Raw genomic sequence first — 15,256 nt, 5'->3', positions numbered from 1 at the left:
GAATACCCCGTTCGGGGAATGCCGCGCGCGTCCCTTCGCGCTAGAGTGGTGGGGAAAGGGAGGTGGTCGGATGGATACGGGCTCGTCGACCTGCGTGGCGGTGCTGGCCGCGGGCGCGTCGAAGCGCATGGGCGCGTGCAAGCTCGCGGCGCCCTTCGCCGGCTCGACGCTGCTCGAGCGCGCGCTCGACGCCGCCTGCGGATGCGGGGCCGCGCAGACCGTCGTGGTCACCGGCGCGCATCGCAGCCTCGTCGCGCCGCTCGCGCGGGCGCGCGGGGCGTGCGAGGCGCACAACCCCGCATGGGAGCGCGGGCAGTCGACCTCGGTGCGCGCCGCAGCGCGCTTCGCCGCAGCGCACGGGTTCGCCGCGCTGCTGGTCATGGTGGCCGATCAGCCCTACCTCGAGGCGCGCCACCTCGCTGCGCTGCTGCGAGCCCGCGCGGCGGGCGACGCCGACGCGTACGTGGCCGAGAGCGGCGGGCGGCGGGGCAACCCCTGCCTGTTCGACGCGCGGTGCTTCCCCCTGCTCGAGACGCTGACGGGCGACGAGGGCGCCCGCGCCCTGCTGCGCGCGCACCCCGCGCTGCGCGTGCGCCCCGTGCGCTTCGAGGACGCCGATCTGTTCGACGACGTGGACACGCCGCGCGATGCGGCGCGCCTCGAGGAGGCGATGCTCCGTGTGCGCTAGGATTCCGAGCGGCGCGGCGGGCGCGCCGCCGCTCGACCGCGCGCAGTTCCCCATCCTCGAGCGCCGCGTCGGGCGCGACGGCGACCGCCCGCTCGTGTACCTCGACAGCGCGGCCACCTCGCTCGTGCCGCTGCGCGTGACGGACGCGCTGACGGCCTTTCTGCACACGAGCTGCGCGAACATCCATCGCGGCGCGCACACGCTGGCCGAGGAGGCCACCGACGCCTACGAGCGCTCCCGCGAGCACCTTGCGGCGTTCTTGCACGTGGACGACCCGGCGCGCCTGCTGTTCACGCACGGCGCCACCGAGTCGCTCAACCTGGCGGCGCGCTGCTGGGCCGAGGAGGCGCTCGCGCCGGGCGACGTGGTGGCCGTGGCCGAGGACAACCACCACGCCAACATCGTGTGCTGGCAGATGCTGGCCGCGCGGCGCGGCCTCGAGATCGCGTGGATTCCCCTGCAGGCGGACGGGATGCTCGACTACGGCGCCTGGTGCCGCATCGCCGAGCGCGGCCCGAAGCTCGTGGCGCTCGCGCAGCAGTCGAACGTCATCGGATGGGAGCAGCCGGCGCTCGCGGCCATCCTCGCCGACGCGTCGCGCTCGGGTGTCGTGGTGGCGCTCGACGGCGCGCAGGCGGCGGGCCATCGCCCCGTCGACCTGGGGGAGATGCCGGCGGACTTCTACGCCGTCTCCGCGCACAAGATGCTGGGCGTCACGGGCGTGGGCGCGCTCGCGTGCTCGTCGCGCGTGCTCGAGCGCATGCGGCCCGCCCTCGGGGGCGGCGGCATGGTGGAGCGCGTCGACCGCGCGGGTTTCGTGCCGGCGGCCGCCCCGCAGGGGTTCGAGCCGGGCACGCCCGCCATCGCGGCCGCGATGGCGTGGGACGCGGCGCTGGCGATGCTCGAGGAAGCGGGGATGGCGGCCCTCGAGCGCCACGTGGGTGCGCTTGCGTCCCGCGCGCAGCGCGGGCTCTCGGCGATGGCGGGCGTGCAGGTGGTGGGCGGCGCGCAGCGGGCGAGCGGGTCGCTGGTGGGCTTCGCGGTGGCGGACGTGCATCCGCACGACGTGAGCGCGCTGCTCGACGCGCGGGGCGTGCTCGTGCGCGCGGGGCATCACTGCGCGCGTCCGCTCCATGCGGCGCTCGGCTTCCCGGCAAGCGTGCGCGCGAGCTTCGCCGGCTATTCCACCGACGAGGACGTGGATGCGCTGCTGAGCGCGGTGGAGCGCATCGTGGAAGAGGGGGTGTAGCCGTGCGCATCGACGACGAGCTCATCTTGGAGCGCTACCGCCATCCGCACGCCAAGGGCTTCGACGGCGCCTTCGACGGCGCGGCGGCGGGCGACAACCCGTTCTGCGGCGACGCGATCGAGGTGCGCGTGTCGCTTGGACGCGGCGCCGAGGGCGTCGTGCTCGAGCGCGCGGCCTTCGACGGCTACGCCTGCTCGCTGTGCGCGGCCACGGCTGACCTGCTCATGGAGCGCGCTCGGGGCATGGCTCCGGCCGCGGTGCGGGCGCTTGGCCCGGACGACCTGCTGCGCTGGTGGGGCGGTCTCGAGGTGGGGCGGACGCGCAAGGGGTGCGTCGAGCTGCCGCTTTCGGTGCTCAAGCGGGCGCTTGACGCCGCGGAGGAGCATGCGGGGGCGAGTTTGCTACAATAGCGCGCAGGGGGACGGACGCCGGCGCGGGCAGCGGCGGGTTTCGGAGGGGGATGTATGGACGAGTACGGGTCTGGCGACGGCGTGCGCGAAATCGTGCTGCTGCCGTCGAAGGTGATTGTGCCGTCTCGAGCCGCGTACGTGGTGGAACGGCCCGCCGTGACCGCGAAGCTCGAGCGCGCGATGGCATGCGCGCTCACGGCCGTGGTGTCGCCGGCGGGTTTCGGCAAGACGACGGCGGTGGTGGGCTGGCTGCGCACGCACGACGATGTGCCGGCGGCGTGGTACCTGCTCGACGCCGAGGATGCCGCGCTCGACCGCTTCTGGCTCTACCTCGTCACCGCGCTGCGCCGCGCCGACGAGCGCATCTGCCAATCGTTCGACGACGTGCGCCTGCCCGACGAGTTCTCGAAGCTGCGTCCCATGCTGGACGCGCTCATCATCCAGATGACGGAGTACGGGCGCGATTTCGTGTGCGTGCTCGAGGACTTCCACGAAGTGCACGCGGCCCCGGACATCCACGAGAGCGTGCACTACCTGCTGCGCCATCTGCCACCGAACGCGCACTTCGTGATCACCTCGCGTCAGATGCTACGCTTTCCCACGGCGAAGATGCGCGTGGGCGGCCAGCTCAACGAGGTGACCGAGGCGGACCTGCGGCTGTCCGAGAGCGAGACGCGCGCCCTGCTTCTGGGCATGGGCATCCGCCTGGGAGGCGAGCAGACGAGCGCCGTGCACGAGGCCACGGGCGGCTGGGCGACGGGCATCCGGCTCGTGGCGCTGCTGTGCGGCGACGGTTCGCAGACGCGGATCGACGACGCCGTCGCCTGCGCGCGCGTCAGCATCAACGACTACCTGTTCGAAGAGGTGGTCAGCGTGCTGCCCGCCGACCGGCAGCGCTTCCTCGTGGCCACCTCGGTGGTGGGCGCGTTCTGCCTGCCGCTCGCCGAGCGCATCACGGGCCTCGCGCGCGACGAGGCGGCCGAGCAGGTGGACTTCCTCGTGCGCAACGGGCTGTTCGTCGAGCGGTTCGAGCGCAAGGAGGGCGAGGACTGGTACCGCTACCATCCCCTGCTGTCCGACCTGCTGCACCAGCGTCTCGACCGCACCGACGACCTCGACGCGGCGGCGCTCGGCGCGGCCGGGTGCGCGTGGCTCGAGGAGCACGGCTACTTCGATTCGGCGGTGGAAGTGGCCGCGAGCCTGCGCGACTGGGGCCGCGTGCGCCAGATCATCGTGGACAACTGGAAGCGGCTCTACATGAGCGACAGCCACTACACGGTGCTGCGCTGGGCGTCGTTTCTCCCCGAATCGGAGATCATGGCGAGCCCGCTCTTGTGCGCGGTGCTGTCCATGCCGTTCGCGCTCAAGGGCGAGGCGGAGCGCGCGAACGCCTACCTGCGCGAGGCCGTCGAGCGGCTGCACGACGATGAGGACTTCCTGTTCGCGCTCTGCCTCGTGCAGAAGGCGTTCATCGCGTCGTTCAAGAACGATTCCGCGCACATGCGCCAGTTCGCCACGCAGGCGCTCAAGTACCTGCCGCAGGAGGAGTTCTACCTGCGCTCCATGATGCTGCAGGTGGAGGCGTCGTCCACCGCGTCCTTCGACCTGCTGAGCGCGAAGGCGGCGTTCGTGCAGTCGCTCGACATGCAGCTTGCCTACGGCAACAAGTGCCTGTCGAGCTCGGCGTTCTGCAACCTGTCGCGCATCTGCGCGAACCTCGGGCACCTGCAGGAGTCGCGCCACTACGCCGAGCGCGCGTTCGCCCTGTACGCCGAGCAGGAGCGCCGCTTCAAGCCCATGCTGGGCTACGCGTACGTGGCCCGCATGCTGTGCGCCTACGAGGAGGGGGACCTCGAGTGCACGCTGCGCGAGCACGCCACCTACCTCATGGTGTCCTCCGAGGGCGCCGTGCCCGGCAGCGCGGCCGAGGAGGCGGCGCTGCTCGCGAAGATCCGCTACCGCATGGGCGCGCCGAGTGCGCGGGACGACTTCTTCGCCGCGATGGCCCTCGACGAGGAGGGCGCGCTCTCGGCGAGCCCCTCGTTCGCCATGGCGCTCGACTACGGCCGCGCGTTTCGCGCGCGGGCGGCCGAGCAGGCGGCGGCGCCCTTCGACCGCCGCTCGACCGGCGTGTTCCGCGGCATGCTGGCCTACCACCTCGACATGGTGGCGCGCTACGAGGACGCATGCGCGTTCGCCGACGGGGTGGACGAGGACGACCGCGCGGTGTACGTGCGCGCCTCGGTGCTGGCCTGCGCGTTCTCCGAGAAGGTTGCGCGCCTGACGCGGGCGGACGCCTACTTCGAGCAGGCGGCGCGCCATGCGTGCGCCTCGAAGCTCGACGGCGCGCTGGCCGAGAACGTCGCCTTCGTGCGCCCGGCCGCGCAGCGCTTCCTCGCGCGCACCGAGGACGCCGCGCTCGCGGGCTACGTGCGCGGGCTGCTCGACGCCGATGCGGACGCGGGCGAAGCCTCGCGGCTCACCGAGCGCGAGGTGGACGTCGTGCGCTGCATCGCCTCGGGGCTCACCATCGCCGAGTCGGCCGAGCGGCTGTTCGTGTCGCGCGAGACGGTGAAGAAGCACCTGGCCAACATCTACGCCAAGCTGGGCGTGCATTCCAAGATGCAGGCCGTCGCCCTGTTGCGAGAAGCGGGCGTGATCTAGGGGAAGGGCGCACCTGCCGCATCGCTGCCTTGGGCTGCTTCCTTTTGGGTCCCATGTGCCTCTCCCTCATGTGCCTTTCCCTCCGGGCCCCTCATGTGCCTCTCCCTCTGGGGCCTCTCCCTCATGCGCCTCTCCCTCTTGCGCGGCGGCAATGCCTTCGAACCGGAGAGCGCAATTCGCCGCGCAAGAGGGGGAGGGGGAGCGCCGTCGTGTTTCCCCGAACAACCGCTCGCTTGCCTTCAAGATTCCCCAATATACCCCGGCTTCTTACCCCTTCGCGTAATGGCGCCTACCCCCGTGTTCCCGGTACCGTTTTCAGCGGAGGAAAACCGGGTGCAAGAGGGGAGGAGACGCGCTCGCGCGCGTTGGCGTTTGGACGAAGGAAACGATAGAAGGAGGAGAGGTGCCATGGCTCAAGACGTGTCGCGCCGTGATTTTCTCAAGGTCGGCGGATTCGCCGGCTTCGCGGCGGGAGCAGCGGGACTCGGGATCGGATCGATCCTGGGTGCGCCCGCCGAAGCCCATGCCGAGACGATAACCGTCACCGATTTCGTGTACACGTGCCCCCTGTGCGGGCAGAAGACGACCGACTACGATGCGCTCGTCAAGCATTTCGAGGAAACCCACCCGCAGGCCGCCGTGCCCGCGTGCGCGGCGCTTTCCATCAACGGGGTGGATCTCAAGGTGCAGGTGGAACCCCATTGGACGCTGCGCGAGACGCTGCTCAAGGCCGTGGGCCTGACGGGCAACGCCAAGCAGATGTGCGACCGCGGGGCCTGCGGCTCCTGCACGGTGCTCATCGACGGGGTGCCGGCGCTGTCCTGCACCACGCTTGCCGTGGAATGCGAGGGCAAGCAGATCGAGACGTCGGAGGGCATCGCCGCCGACGAACGGTGGCGCCCGCTCGTGGAGGCGTACGCGAAGCACGACGCCGCGCAGTGCGGCTACTGCACGCCGGGGCAGTTCACCGTCGCCAAGTACATCATCGAGAAGTACGGCAACCCCACCGACGAGCAGATTCGCGCCGAGCTTGCGGGCAACATCTGCCGTTGCGGTACGTACTCGCGTCATGTGCAGGCCATCCAGGAAGCGGCCGGCGCGATCAAAGGAGGTAACTGATGGGCGAGATGTCGGTTTGGGAGCCTGAGGGAACCAACCAGGATCGCACCGAGTTCAAGGTGGTGGGCACCTGGGATCATCCGGGCCGCCAGTCGTGGGACATGGTGTCGGGCGCGGCGAAGTACCCCACCGACCTGTGGATGGAGGGCACGCTGACCGCCATGGCGCTGCGCTGCCCCTACGGCCATGCCAAGGTGAAGAGCCTCGATGTCGCCGACGCCGAGAAGATCGAGGGCGTGAAGCTCGTGCTGACGTACGAGGACGAGGAGCTGGCCTCCATGCCGAAGTACCGTCCCGCGTACTTCGAGTTCGGCGGCAGCCCGCTTCTGGGCGACGAGGCCGAGTTCGAGGGCGACGAAGTGGGCGCGGTGGTCGTGGCCGTGAACGAAGAGGTGTGCAAGGAGGCGCTGGCCGCCATCAAGGTGGAGTGGGAGGTGCTTCCGTTCATCCTCGATGCGCGCGAGGCCGCGAAGCCCGGCGCGCCCATCCTGCGCCCCGAGATGAACCCCGACTCCAATATGACCGGCAACACGTTCGGCGCCGCGGTGGAGTGGGAGCTGGGAAGCGCCGAGGACGGCTTCAAGGAGGCCGACCACATCGAGGTCATCGACTACGGCCGCCCCATGTGGAGCCAGTTCCGCCCCATGCCGCCGGCGTACTTCTCCTACTGGGCCGACGACCCGTGGGGCAACCCCGACGGCGAGAAGATGTGCTACGTGACGAACCACGCGCACTTCCCCAGCAACGGCCCCATCGTGTCGGCGTTCATGGGCGCGGGATCGCACGCGGACAAGTACCGTGCGCTGTCGCCCTATATGGCCGCCCGCTACTGCGACTTCGTGGAGAAGCGCGGCGCGCAGTTCGCGCCCGTGCTGTCGAAGCGCCTGGGCGGCGTGCCCGTGCGCTACGTGCAGACGCGTCGCGAGTCGTTCGACGCCGCCGTGCCGCAGACCTACCTCACCGTGCGCCTCGGCTTCAAGGACGACGGCACGCTCGTGGCGGTGCAGTCGAAGAACGTGCATCAGACGGGTGCGCGCGGCGGTTACGGCGATAAGACGCACGGCCACCTCGTGCTGCCCCCGAACGCGCAGGGCTTCAAGCAGACGGCGTGTCCCAACATCTACTCCGAGATGGGCTACTACGTGACGAACGGCGCGTGCACGACGGCCGATCCGGGCCAGCCCATGTACGAGCCGACGAACCTCGCGTTGGCGAAGATCGCCGACACGCTGGGCCTGGACATATGCGACGTCATCATGCAGAACGTGAAGGTGACCGACCCGTCGCTGTCGGCCTGCATGACGGCCGCGAAGGAGGCCATGGGCTGGGCCGACAAGTGGCACCTCGCCGGCGAGCGCACGCTTGAGGACGGCCGCTTGCACGGCGTGTCCTGCCGCTACGCCGCCTCGCAAACCTGGGGCATGATCTCGTACAACATCAACCTGCGCATGGGCGTGGACGGCAAGATCTATATGCCGTACGCCGAAGCGCTCATCGGCACGTACTGGCCCGATGCCACCCAGCTCGTCATCGCCGAGGAGATGGGCATGAAGCTGGAAGACGTCATCGTGTACTACGCGCCGAACTACAACAACTGGCAGGAGGGCGACGCGGCCGACCGCGGCTCCACGTGCACGTGGGCGGCGAAGGAGGCGGCCGTGCTGCTCAAACAGCAGATCCTCGCAACCGGCGGCGCGGCGATGGGCGTGACGGCCGACGAGGTGGACCTCGTCGATTCGATGATCGTCCTCAAGGCCGACCCCGCCAAGCAGATGCCCATCGTGGGCATGGGGCAGCTGGCCGTGGGCTACTGCGGCAAGCCGAAGGTGCCGTTTCAGACCGACGTCATCCGCACGATGAACGTGGACATGTGCGAGGTGGCCGTCGATCCCGAGACCGGCCTCGTGGAGATCCTCGACTACGTGGTGGCGCACGACTTCGGCAAGGTGATCCGCCCCTCGTCGGCGCTCGGGCAGATCGAGAACGCCATCACCATGAACTCGGGCCGCGCGCTGCGCGAAGAGCTCATCTGGGACGAGAGCACCGGCGTGCTGCTGAACGGCAACATGTACGACTACAAGGTGCCCACGATCCTCGATCAGCCGAAGATCGAGCCCGTGCCCGTCGAGACCCGCTGCGGCGGCGGCGCGTACGGCTCCACCGGCGTGGCGCACGCGCACGCGAACCCCGGCCTCGTGGGCCAGGCTATCCAGAACGCCACCGGCGGTGCGTTCATCGACATGGTTCCCTACACGCCCGACAAAGTGCTCGCGGTGTTGGGCAAGATTTCGCAGTAGAGGAGGATGCACCCATGAAACACTACAAGCACCAACAGGCGTCGTCGGCCAAAGAGGCGGCATCGAGCGCCGCGTCGGGCTCGGCCATGCTCATCGCAGGCGGCACCGACCTTCTGGGCACGCTCAAGGACGAGATCCTGCCCGCCTATCCCGACACGGTGATCGACCTCAAGACCATTCCCGACCTCGACGGCATCGCCGAGGACGGCGACACGCTGCGCATCGGCGCGTTGGCGAAGCTGGCCGACGTGGCCGAGAACGACGCGGTGAAGAGCGGCTGCGCGGCGCTGGCCGAGGCCTGCGCCCGGGCGGCGTCGCCCACTATCCGCCACATGGGCACCATCGGCGGCAACGCGTGCCAGATGCACCGCTGCTGGTACTTCCGCACGCCCGACGACCGCTTCCACTGCAAGCGCAAGGGCGGCGACTGGTGCCCGGCGCGCGTGGGCGACAACCGCTACCACTCCATCTACGGCGATCAGGACGGCTGCTACGCGGCCAGCTCGCAGGACACGGCGCCCGCGCTCGTGGCGCTCGGCGCCACCGTGGTCACCACGAAGCGCGAAGTGCCCGCCGAGGAGTTCTTCAAGGCGAACGGCGTGCGCTCCACCGTGCTGGAAGACGGCGAGGTGGTGTGCGAATTCAAGGTGCCGAAGGCGGCGAAGAGTGCGTTTCAGAAGTTCGCGCTGCGCAAGTCCATCGACTTCCCGCTGGTGAACTGCGCGGTGGCCGCAGGCGCCGACGGGGACGTGCGCGTGGTGCTGGGCGGCGTGTACCCGGCGCCCGTGCGCTCGAGCGCGGCCGAGGACGCGGTGTCCGGCGGCGTGAGCGAGGCGTCGGCCGCGAAGGCGGGCGACGCGGCGGTGGAGTCGTGCGAGGCGCTTGGCAAGAACGCCTACAAGGTGGAGATCGCGCGCACGCTGGTGAAGCGCACGTTGATGGACATAGCCGGCTAGACGCGCCGAGAGCAGGAGGTAGGACATGGACGACCACGATCGCGCCGCGGGGTGGCAGGAGGCGTACGCCCGCTTGCAGGCGTTCGCCGCAACGTGCGAGGGCCTGCGCATGACGCCCTCGAGTCTCACGGTGCCGCCCGCCGCCCGCAGCGCGTTCTACGCGCTGGTGGAGCAGGTGCAGCGCGGGCTGACGGCGCAGTTGGCGGGCGAGGGGGCCGAGCGCGTGCGCGAGGCGGCGCGCCGCTGCGAAGCGGTGCGCCAACGGCTGCTCGCGCGCAGCGGGCTTGCCGCCTACCACCTGGCGCCGACCTTGGAGAACCTGCTGGCCGATCCCGACAAGGGCCTGGCGAAGCCGACGTTCGCGCTCGTGCTGGACGCGCTGCAGCACGGCTCGACGCCCGGCGAGTTGGAAGCGGCGGCGGCCGAGGCGCTGGCGCCGCACGGGGCCTCCCTGTTCCGCAACGCCTACGAGGCCTGGACGTACTTCTGCGTGCTCGACGCGCTCGAGCCGAGCCGCTTCTACGCGGTGGCCTCGGCCGACACCGAGGAGGCGCATGCGGTTCCCGCCGCCGAGATATGGGCGGCGTCCCAGATCACCTCGCCGGAGCGACGGATGCCCGAAGCGGTGTTCGAGACGAGGGACGGCCGCGTGTTCGCCTGCAAGCACGAAGCGGCGCGCGAGCTGGACTACTACGGCGTGAAGATCGAGCGGCGCCGCGACAGCTCGGCCGGCGGCAACACGGCTGGCCTCGTGGGCCATCGCGTGCTGCTGCTGTACCGCCTGGCCGCCGTGGACGACGTGGCGGTGACGGTGGATCGGCAGAAGCGCGTGCAGACGCCCATCGACCTGCTGTGCGAGGTGCTCGAGCCGCACGACATGAGCTACCCCGCCTACGTGAGCACGTTCGTCGAGCGCATCAACGCGGCGCGCTCGCGACGGCCCGTGCAGGTGATCACGTTCGACGAGGCGGGCGCTTTCCCCGAGGGCCTGCTGGAAGACGAGGCGGTGGCGCCGCTCGAGCGGCGCGCGGTGGGCTTCGACGAGACGAAGCTCGCGGACATCGCCCGGCTGCTGAGAGACTGACGAAGCAATGAGAAACGGAGGAACCATGAACCAAGCGAGAGAGAGCAAGGCGCGGCGGACGGCGATTATCGTCTGCACGCTCGCGCTGAGCGCGACCTTGGCCGGCTGCGCGCCGCAGGGCGCGGGCGAGCCTGCCGGGAACGCCGCGCCCGCAACGAACGACACGGCGGTCGAAGGCGAGTACAAGGCCTTCGACCCGCAGGTGGACGCCGCGAACACGAGCGGCAAGGCCATCGAGGGGTCCGAGGAGGAAGAGCTGCAGCAGGAGCGCATCGCCGGCGGCAGCGTGGGCGCGGTGACGTCGAAGGACCTCGAGCCGCTCGAGGGCATCACCGACTACAGCGAGGGCGACTACGTTCCCAACTACGGCATGGTGGGCGAGCCGCCGGCCATGGGGCACGGCAACAACGGCTCCGATTGCCTGAGCTGCCATAACGGTTCGAGCACGGGGGCGCAGCAGCCCTCGAGCCACACGGGCCAGAACCTGTCGAACGAGGAGTGCGCCACCTGCCATACGGCGTAGGAGCGCGCGGCGGCCCCGGTTCCGCGCGCGGCGCGGGGCCGGGCCGCCCCGATGCGATTCCAAGGAGAGAGCACCATGCGCGAGATCAGAGACGACGTGGCCCGCTGGTTCGAGACGGGCAGCGACGTGGCGCTGGCCCAGGTGACGAAAACCTGGGGCTCGTCGCCGCGTGTGCCGGGGTCGGTGATGGCGGTGAGCGACCGCGGCGGCATCGCCGGGTCGGTGTCGGGAGGCTGCGTGGAGGGGAGCATCATCCAGGCGGCGCTCGATTGCCTCGAGGGGCGCCAGGGCGCGAGCCTCGAGCGGTTCCACGCGTCCACGGCGCGCGCCCAGGAGGTGGGGCTGTCGTGCGGCGGCAACATCGAGGTGCTCGTCGGGCGCTACGACCGGGCGCTGTTCGAGACGGAGTGCGCCGAGCTCGACGCCGAGCGCTCCTACGTGCGCCTGAGCCTGGTCGAAGGGCCCGAGGGCATGGAGGGCGGCGTGTGCGGCCTGCTCGTCTCGCCCGACGCCGCCGCGGCCGCCGGGCGCGTGGGGCTGCGCGCGGCCGAGGTGCCCGGACAGCCCGCCTGGCGCCTGCTCGCGCCGTGCGAGGCCGAGGCGCGCCTCGGGCGGGCCGCGCTCGTGCGCGCCGCGCAGGCCGCATGCGCCGCGCCGGACGTGCAGGATGCGGGGCTCGTTCACACGGAGGACGGCGCGTTCTTCTTCGCGCGCACCCGCCCGCAGCCGCTGCTCGTGTGCGTGGGCAGCGTGCACATCTCCATCCACCTGACGCGCATGGCGAAGATGCTGGGCTACCGCACCGTGGTGGTGGACCCGCGCGGCGCCTTCGCCACCGAGGAGCGGTTCCCCTTCGTGGACGAGCTCGTGCACGCGTGGCCGCAGGAAGCGTTCGAGACGCTGCGGCTCAACGAGGCCACGGCGCTCTGCGCGCTCACGCACGACCCGAAGATCGACGTGCCGGCGCTGGCCGCGGCCCTCGATTCGCCGGCGTTCTACATCGGCTCGCTCGGGCGCTACACCACGCAGCTGTCGCGCTACCGCCAGCTCGTGTGCGAGGGCTACGACGACGCGGCCCTCTCCCGCGTGTTCGGGCCCATCGGGCTCGACCTCAAAGGGCGCGCGCCGGCCGAGATCGCGCTGTCCATCATGGCCGAGATCACCGCCGTGCGCTACGGCGGAGCGTTCCCCCTGTCCACGATGCTGGCTTCCGCGCGGCGCGCGGAAGCGGAGCGCGCCGGTGCGTAGGCGCGTCGCAGCCGCGGCGGCTGCGACGGTTGCGGTTGCGGGGATGCTCGCGCTGACGGCGCTCGGCTGCGCGCTGGTCGGGTGCAGCGGCGGGGGCGCCGGGGACGCGGGCCCCGAGGACGGCGGGGACGGCGCGTCGGCCGACGCGGTGCAGGTGCTCACCGCGTCCGAGGCGCACGACCTCATGACGTCGGATCGGGTGGTGATCCTCGACGTGCGCACGCAGGAGGAGTACGACGCCGCGCACATCGTGAACGCGCGCCTGCTGCCGCTCGACGACATCGACGAGGACGCGGCGGCGGCCGTCGCGCCCGACAAGGACGCGCTCGCGCTCGTCTACTGCCGCACGGGCGTGCGCTCGGCCGAGGCGGCGGCGAAGCTGGCCGCGCTCGGCTACACGCAGGTGCGCGACTTCGGCGGCATCCGGTCGTGGCCCTACGGCACCATCGACGCGCCGGAGGCGGACGCGGGCACCGTGGACAACGACGAGCTGCCCGTCGGCGTGAAGGTGGTGTGCGGCAAGACGAAGCCCGTCCCCGAGAACGAGGGCTGAGCGCCCCGCCGGCCCGGCCGAGCGCACGCGTCTACGCCCCGATCGGGCGAAGCTCCCCCTGTTCCCCCTCCGGCTCCTGCTCGGGCGCGCGGGCCGGCTCCGACGCGGCGGACGCCTCGCTCAGCACGATGGCGGCGTCGGGGCCGCCGACGAGCCAGACGCGGTCGCCGGGGAACAGGCGCGTGTTGCGGCTCGGCTTCATGCGCACGAGCGCGCGATGCTCGTGCGCCACCACGAGGCTGCCGAACGCGCCCTTGAAGTCGTTGTGCGCGATGGTCTTGCCCGCGAAGGGCGAGCCGGCTTCGACGGCGAACGAGAAGCACGTCACGTCGAGCTTCTCGGGGTGCGCTTTCAAAAACGAGACGAGGTCCTCGGTGTCGGCTTCGTCCTCTTCGAGCGAGCCCTCCTTGAGCATGGTCTGCACGTAGGCGTCCACCTCGTCCTCCGTGCCGAGGAAGGTGAGCACGTCGCCCTCGCGGATGCCGAGCGGATCGGCGGCGTCGTTGATCCGCCGCGCGAGCTCCTCCTTCGTGAGGCGTGCGAGCGCCGCGCTGCCGATGCGCTCGCCGTCGCGGTCGATGGCCATGAGGTCGAGGTTGTGCGCGATGCCGAACAGGAAGTCGGCCGAGCGCTCGGCGCCCGCGCGCTTCAACGTGCGCGAGGCCTCCACCTCCACGATGTGGAGGTGGCGCTCGACCCAGTCCGCGTGCTCCTCGTCGTCGAGGTTCGCGCGGCGATCCGCCAGCAGCGATTCGTTGAGGTTGCCCACGAAGCTCGTCTCCAGCTTGAGGAACCAGGAATGGATCGAACGGGAACGGGCCATCGCCGTGGCGGCGACGAAGGCGACGAGGAACATCCACACCGACTGCTCCGCGCCGGCCGCGTGCACGATGTAGGCCACCGCGCCGCACGACACGGCCGCGCCGAGGATCACGAGCATCAGCAGGGGCACGCGGTTGCGCCGTCGGGCCACCCAGAGCACGCCGAACTCCCTCTTGCGCGCGCTGTAGAACAGGTTCGACATGAACAGGCCCGTGACCAGGATGCCGAGCACGGCAAGAGCCCCGCGCAGCAGCGCGTCGGGCACGAACGGCGCGGCGAGCGGCAGGACGATCTTGAGCAGCACCTCCACCGAGGCCGCGGCGGCCAGCACCACGAGCCCCAGCTTGAGTATCCATCGCTTGAGGTAGTCCACCCATGGGTTCGCGTCGCGCTCGTCGCCGTTCGAACGGGCGCGCAGGCGCTCCTCGCGTCGGTCGAGGCGCGCGAGCACGCCGTCGGGCAGCAGGCGCACGAGCAGGCGATAGGCGCGGTCGGAGTTCTCGATGAGCAGGGGAGCGGCCAACGTCGTGGCCACCGACACCGTGACGATGACGGGGTAGAGGAACGCGGGCGTCACGCCGAGCGAGGTGCCCAGCGCCGCGATGATGAAGGAGAACTCGCCGATCTGGGCAAGGCTGAGCCCGCACTTCACGGCCGTTTTGAGGGACTGGCCCGAAAGGAGCGCGCCCAGGCCCACGAACAGCGAGCGCCCCGCGATGGCCACGACCGAGATGACGAGGATGGCCCCGATGTTCTCCACGACGGCCGAGGGGGTGACCAGCATGCCCACCGATACGAAGAACACGCCGCCGAACAGGTCCTTGAGCGGGCGCACGAGCCCCTCGACGCGCTGGGCGTGCACGGTGCCGGCCAGGATGGAGCCGGCGAGGAACGCGCCGAGCGCCGTGGAGAACCCGATGGCGTCGGCCAGCGCCACCATGCCCAGGCACAGCGCGATGGACGCGACGAGCAGGATCTCGTCGTCGAGCGCGAAGCGCAGGCGCTTGAGGGCGCTCGGCACGAGGATGACGCTGAGCGCGAACCACACCACCAGGTACAGCGCCATCTGCCCGATCTTGAGGGCCACCGCGCCGCCGTCCACGGCTGCGCCCGCCGACACCGTGGACAGCACGACGAGCAGGAACACGCCCGCGATGTCCTCGATGACGAGCACGCCGAACACGAGCTCCGCGAACTGTTTTCGGCGCAGCCCCAGCTCGCCGAACGTCTTCACCACGATGCTCGACGACGAGATGGCCAGCATGCCGCCCAAAAACAGGCTCGTCGAAGGCGTCCAGCCCAGCAGCGTCCCGCACGCCAGGCCCGCGACGATCATGAGCGACATCTCCACGGCTGCGGTGACGAGCGCGGGGCGCCCGACGTTCGCCAGCTTCACGACGCTGAACTGCAGGCCCAGCCCGAACATGAGGAAGATGACGCCGATCTGCGACCAGGTGGACACGTTCGCCTTGTCCACCACGTTGGGCATCCAGCCGATGGCCGGGCTCACGAGGAAGCCGGCAACGACGTAGCCCAGCACGAGCGGCTGCTTGAAGCGCTTGCACGCGACGGTGGCCAGCGTGGCCACCGCGAGCAGCAGGGCGAGGTCGACGACGAGCTGGGGCAGGTTCTGCATGCGGGGC

At 70.7% G+C, this 15,256-nt stretch carries 12 protein-coding genes; 11 read left to right on the top strand and 1 reads right to left on the bottom strand.

Going from position 1 to position 15,256, the window contains the following annotated elements:
• The first annotated feature begins 70 nt into the window (after positions 1–70).
• The 11 genes from C1876_RS15865 to C1876_RS15815 all read left to right on the top strand — a co-directional run bounded on the left by C1876_RS15865 (position 71) and on the right by C1876_RS15815 (position 12,791).
• Positions 71–688 carry a nucleotidyltransferase family protein gene (locus C1876_RS15865; protein WP_114547698.1) on the top strand — a complete coding sequence of 206 codons (618 nt, stop codon included), beginning with the start codon at positions 71–73 and terminating at the stop codon, positions 686–688.
• Complete coding sequence (locus C1876_RS15860) at positions 678–1,937, top strand: aminotransferase class V-fold PLP-dependent enzyme (protein ID WP_158544721.1); 1,260 nt, start codon at positions 678–680, stop codon at positions 1,935–1,937. The genes C1876_RS15865 and C1876_RS15860 overlap by 11 nt, the downstream gene beginning before the upstream one ends.
• 2 nt (positions 1,938–1,939) lie before the next feature.
• The gene (locus C1876_RS17670) at positions 1,940–2,347 is read left to right on the top strand and encodes an iron-sulfur cluster assembly scaffold protein (RefSeq protein ID WP_158544720.1); all 408 of its coding nucleotides are present in this window, start codon (positions 1,940–1,942) and stop codon (positions 2,345–2,347) included.
• A 54-nt stretch (positions 2,348–2,401) separates the two neighbouring features.
• Entirely contained in the window at positions 2,402–5,011 is a 2,610-nt protein-coding gene (locus C1876_RS15850) for a helix-turn-helix transcriptional regulator (protein WP_114547696.1), read from the top strand.
• Positions 5,012–5,419: 408 nt separating this feature from the next.
• Positions 5,420–6,130, top strand: coding sequence for a (2Fe-2S)-binding protein (locus C1876_RS15845; RefSeq protein ID WP_158544719.1), 711 nt, complete (start codon positions 5,420–5,422; stop codon positions 6,128–6,130).
• Entirely contained in the window at positions 6,130–8,427 is a 2,298-nt protein-coding gene (locus C1876_RS15840) for a xanthine dehydrogenase family protein molybdopterin-binding subunit (protein ID WP_114547694.1), read from the top strand. Before C1876_RS15845 ends, C1876_RS15840 begins: the two co-directional genes overlap by 1 nt.
• Before the next feature lie 14 nt (positions 8,428–8,441).
• The gene (locus C1876_RS15835; RefSeq protein WP_114547693.1) at positions 8,442–9,383 is read left to right on the top strand and encodes an FAD binding domain-containing protein; all 942 of its coding nucleotides are present in this window, start codon (positions 8,442–8,444) and stop codon (positions 9,381–9,383) included.
• A 25-nt stretch (positions 9,384–9,408) separates the two neighbouring features.
• Complete coding sequence (locus tag C1876_RS15830) at positions 9,409–10,467, top strand: hypothetical protein (protein ID WP_114547692.1); 1,059 nt, start codon at positions 9,409–9,411, stop codon at positions 10,465–10,467.
• 25 nt (positions 10,468–10,492) lie between these two features.
• Positions 10,493–10,990 (top strand): hypothetical protein, encoded by a 498-nt coding sequence (locus C1876_RS17665; protein WP_158544718.1) that lies wholly within the window; start codon positions 10,493–10,495, stop codon positions 10,988–10,990.
• 75 nt (positions 10,991–11,065) lie between these two features.
• On the top strand, positions 11,066–12,238 hold the full coding sequence (locus C1876_RS15820; RefSeq protein WP_158544717.1) for an XdhC family protein: 1,173 nt from the start codon (positions 11,066–11,068) through the stop codon (positions 12,236–12,238).
• Complete coding sequence (locus C1876_RS15815) at positions 12,231–12,791, top strand: rhodanese-like domain-containing protein (protein WP_211309566.1); 561 nt, start codon at positions 12,231–12,233, stop codon at positions 12,789–12,791. The genes C1876_RS15820 and C1876_RS15815 overlap by 8 nt, the downstream gene beginning before the upstream one ends.
• 31 nt (positions 12,792–12,822) lie before the next feature.
• On the opposite strand, the gene C1876_RS15810 is transcribed toward C1876_RS15815, so the two are convergent.
• Complete coding sequence (locus C1876_RS15810; protein ID WP_114547688.1) at positions 12,823–15,249, bottom strand: monovalent cation:proton antiporter family protein; 2,427 nt, start codon at positions 15,247–15,249, stop codon at positions 12,823–12,825.
• Positions 15,250–15,256: the final 7 nt, after the last annotated feature.

The sequence above is a fragment of the Eggerthella sinensis genome, assembly GCF_003339815.1.
Classification (GTDB): domain Bacteria; phylum Actinomycetota; class Coriobacteriia; order Coriobacteriales; family Eggerthellaceae; genus Eggerthella; species Eggerthella sinensis.
Note: the sequence above shows the minus strand (reverse complement) of the source record. Positions and strands in the feature narration are given on the sequence as shown.

Excerpts from the sequence above, each read along its gene's own strand:
- C1876_RS15820 (WP_158544717.1), top strand. The coding sequence starts at position 11,066 with ATGCGCGAGATCAGAGACGACGTGGCCCGCTGGTTCGAGACGGGCAGC.
- C1876_RS15850 (WP_114547696.1), top strand. The coding sequence starts at position 2,402 with ATGGACGAGTACGGGTCTGGCGACGGCGTGCGCGAAATCGTGCTGCTG.
- C1876_RS15840 (WP_114547694.1), top strand. The coding sequence starts at position 6,130 with ATGGGCGAGATGTCGGTTTGGGAGCCTGAGGGAACCAACCAGGATCGC.
- C1876_RS15835 (WP_114547693.1), top strand. The coding sequence starts at position 8,442 with ATGAAACACTACAAGCACCAACAGGCGTCGTCGGCCAAAGAGGCGGCA.
- C1876_RS17665 (WP_158544718.1), top strand. The coding sequence starts at position 10,493 with ATGAACCAAGCGAGAGAGAGCAAGGCGCGGCGGACGGCGATTATCGTC.
- C1876_RS15845 (WP_158544719.1), top strand. The coding sequence starts at position 5,420 with ATGGCTCAAGACGTGTCGCGCCGTGATTTTCTCAAGGTCGGCGGATTC.
- C1876_RS15830 (WP_114547692.1), top strand. The coding sequence starts at position 9,409 with ATGGACGACCACGATCGCGCCGCGGGGTGGCAGGAGGCGTACGCCCGC.
- C1876_RS15865 (WP_114547698.1), top strand. The coding sequence starts at position 71 with ATGGATACGGGCTCGTCGACCTGCGTGGCGGTGCTGGCCGCGGGCGCG.
- C1876_RS15810 (WP_114547688.1), bottom strand. The coding sequence starts at position 15,249 with ATGCAGAACCTGCCCCAGCTCGTCGTCGACCTCGCCCTGCTGCTCGCG.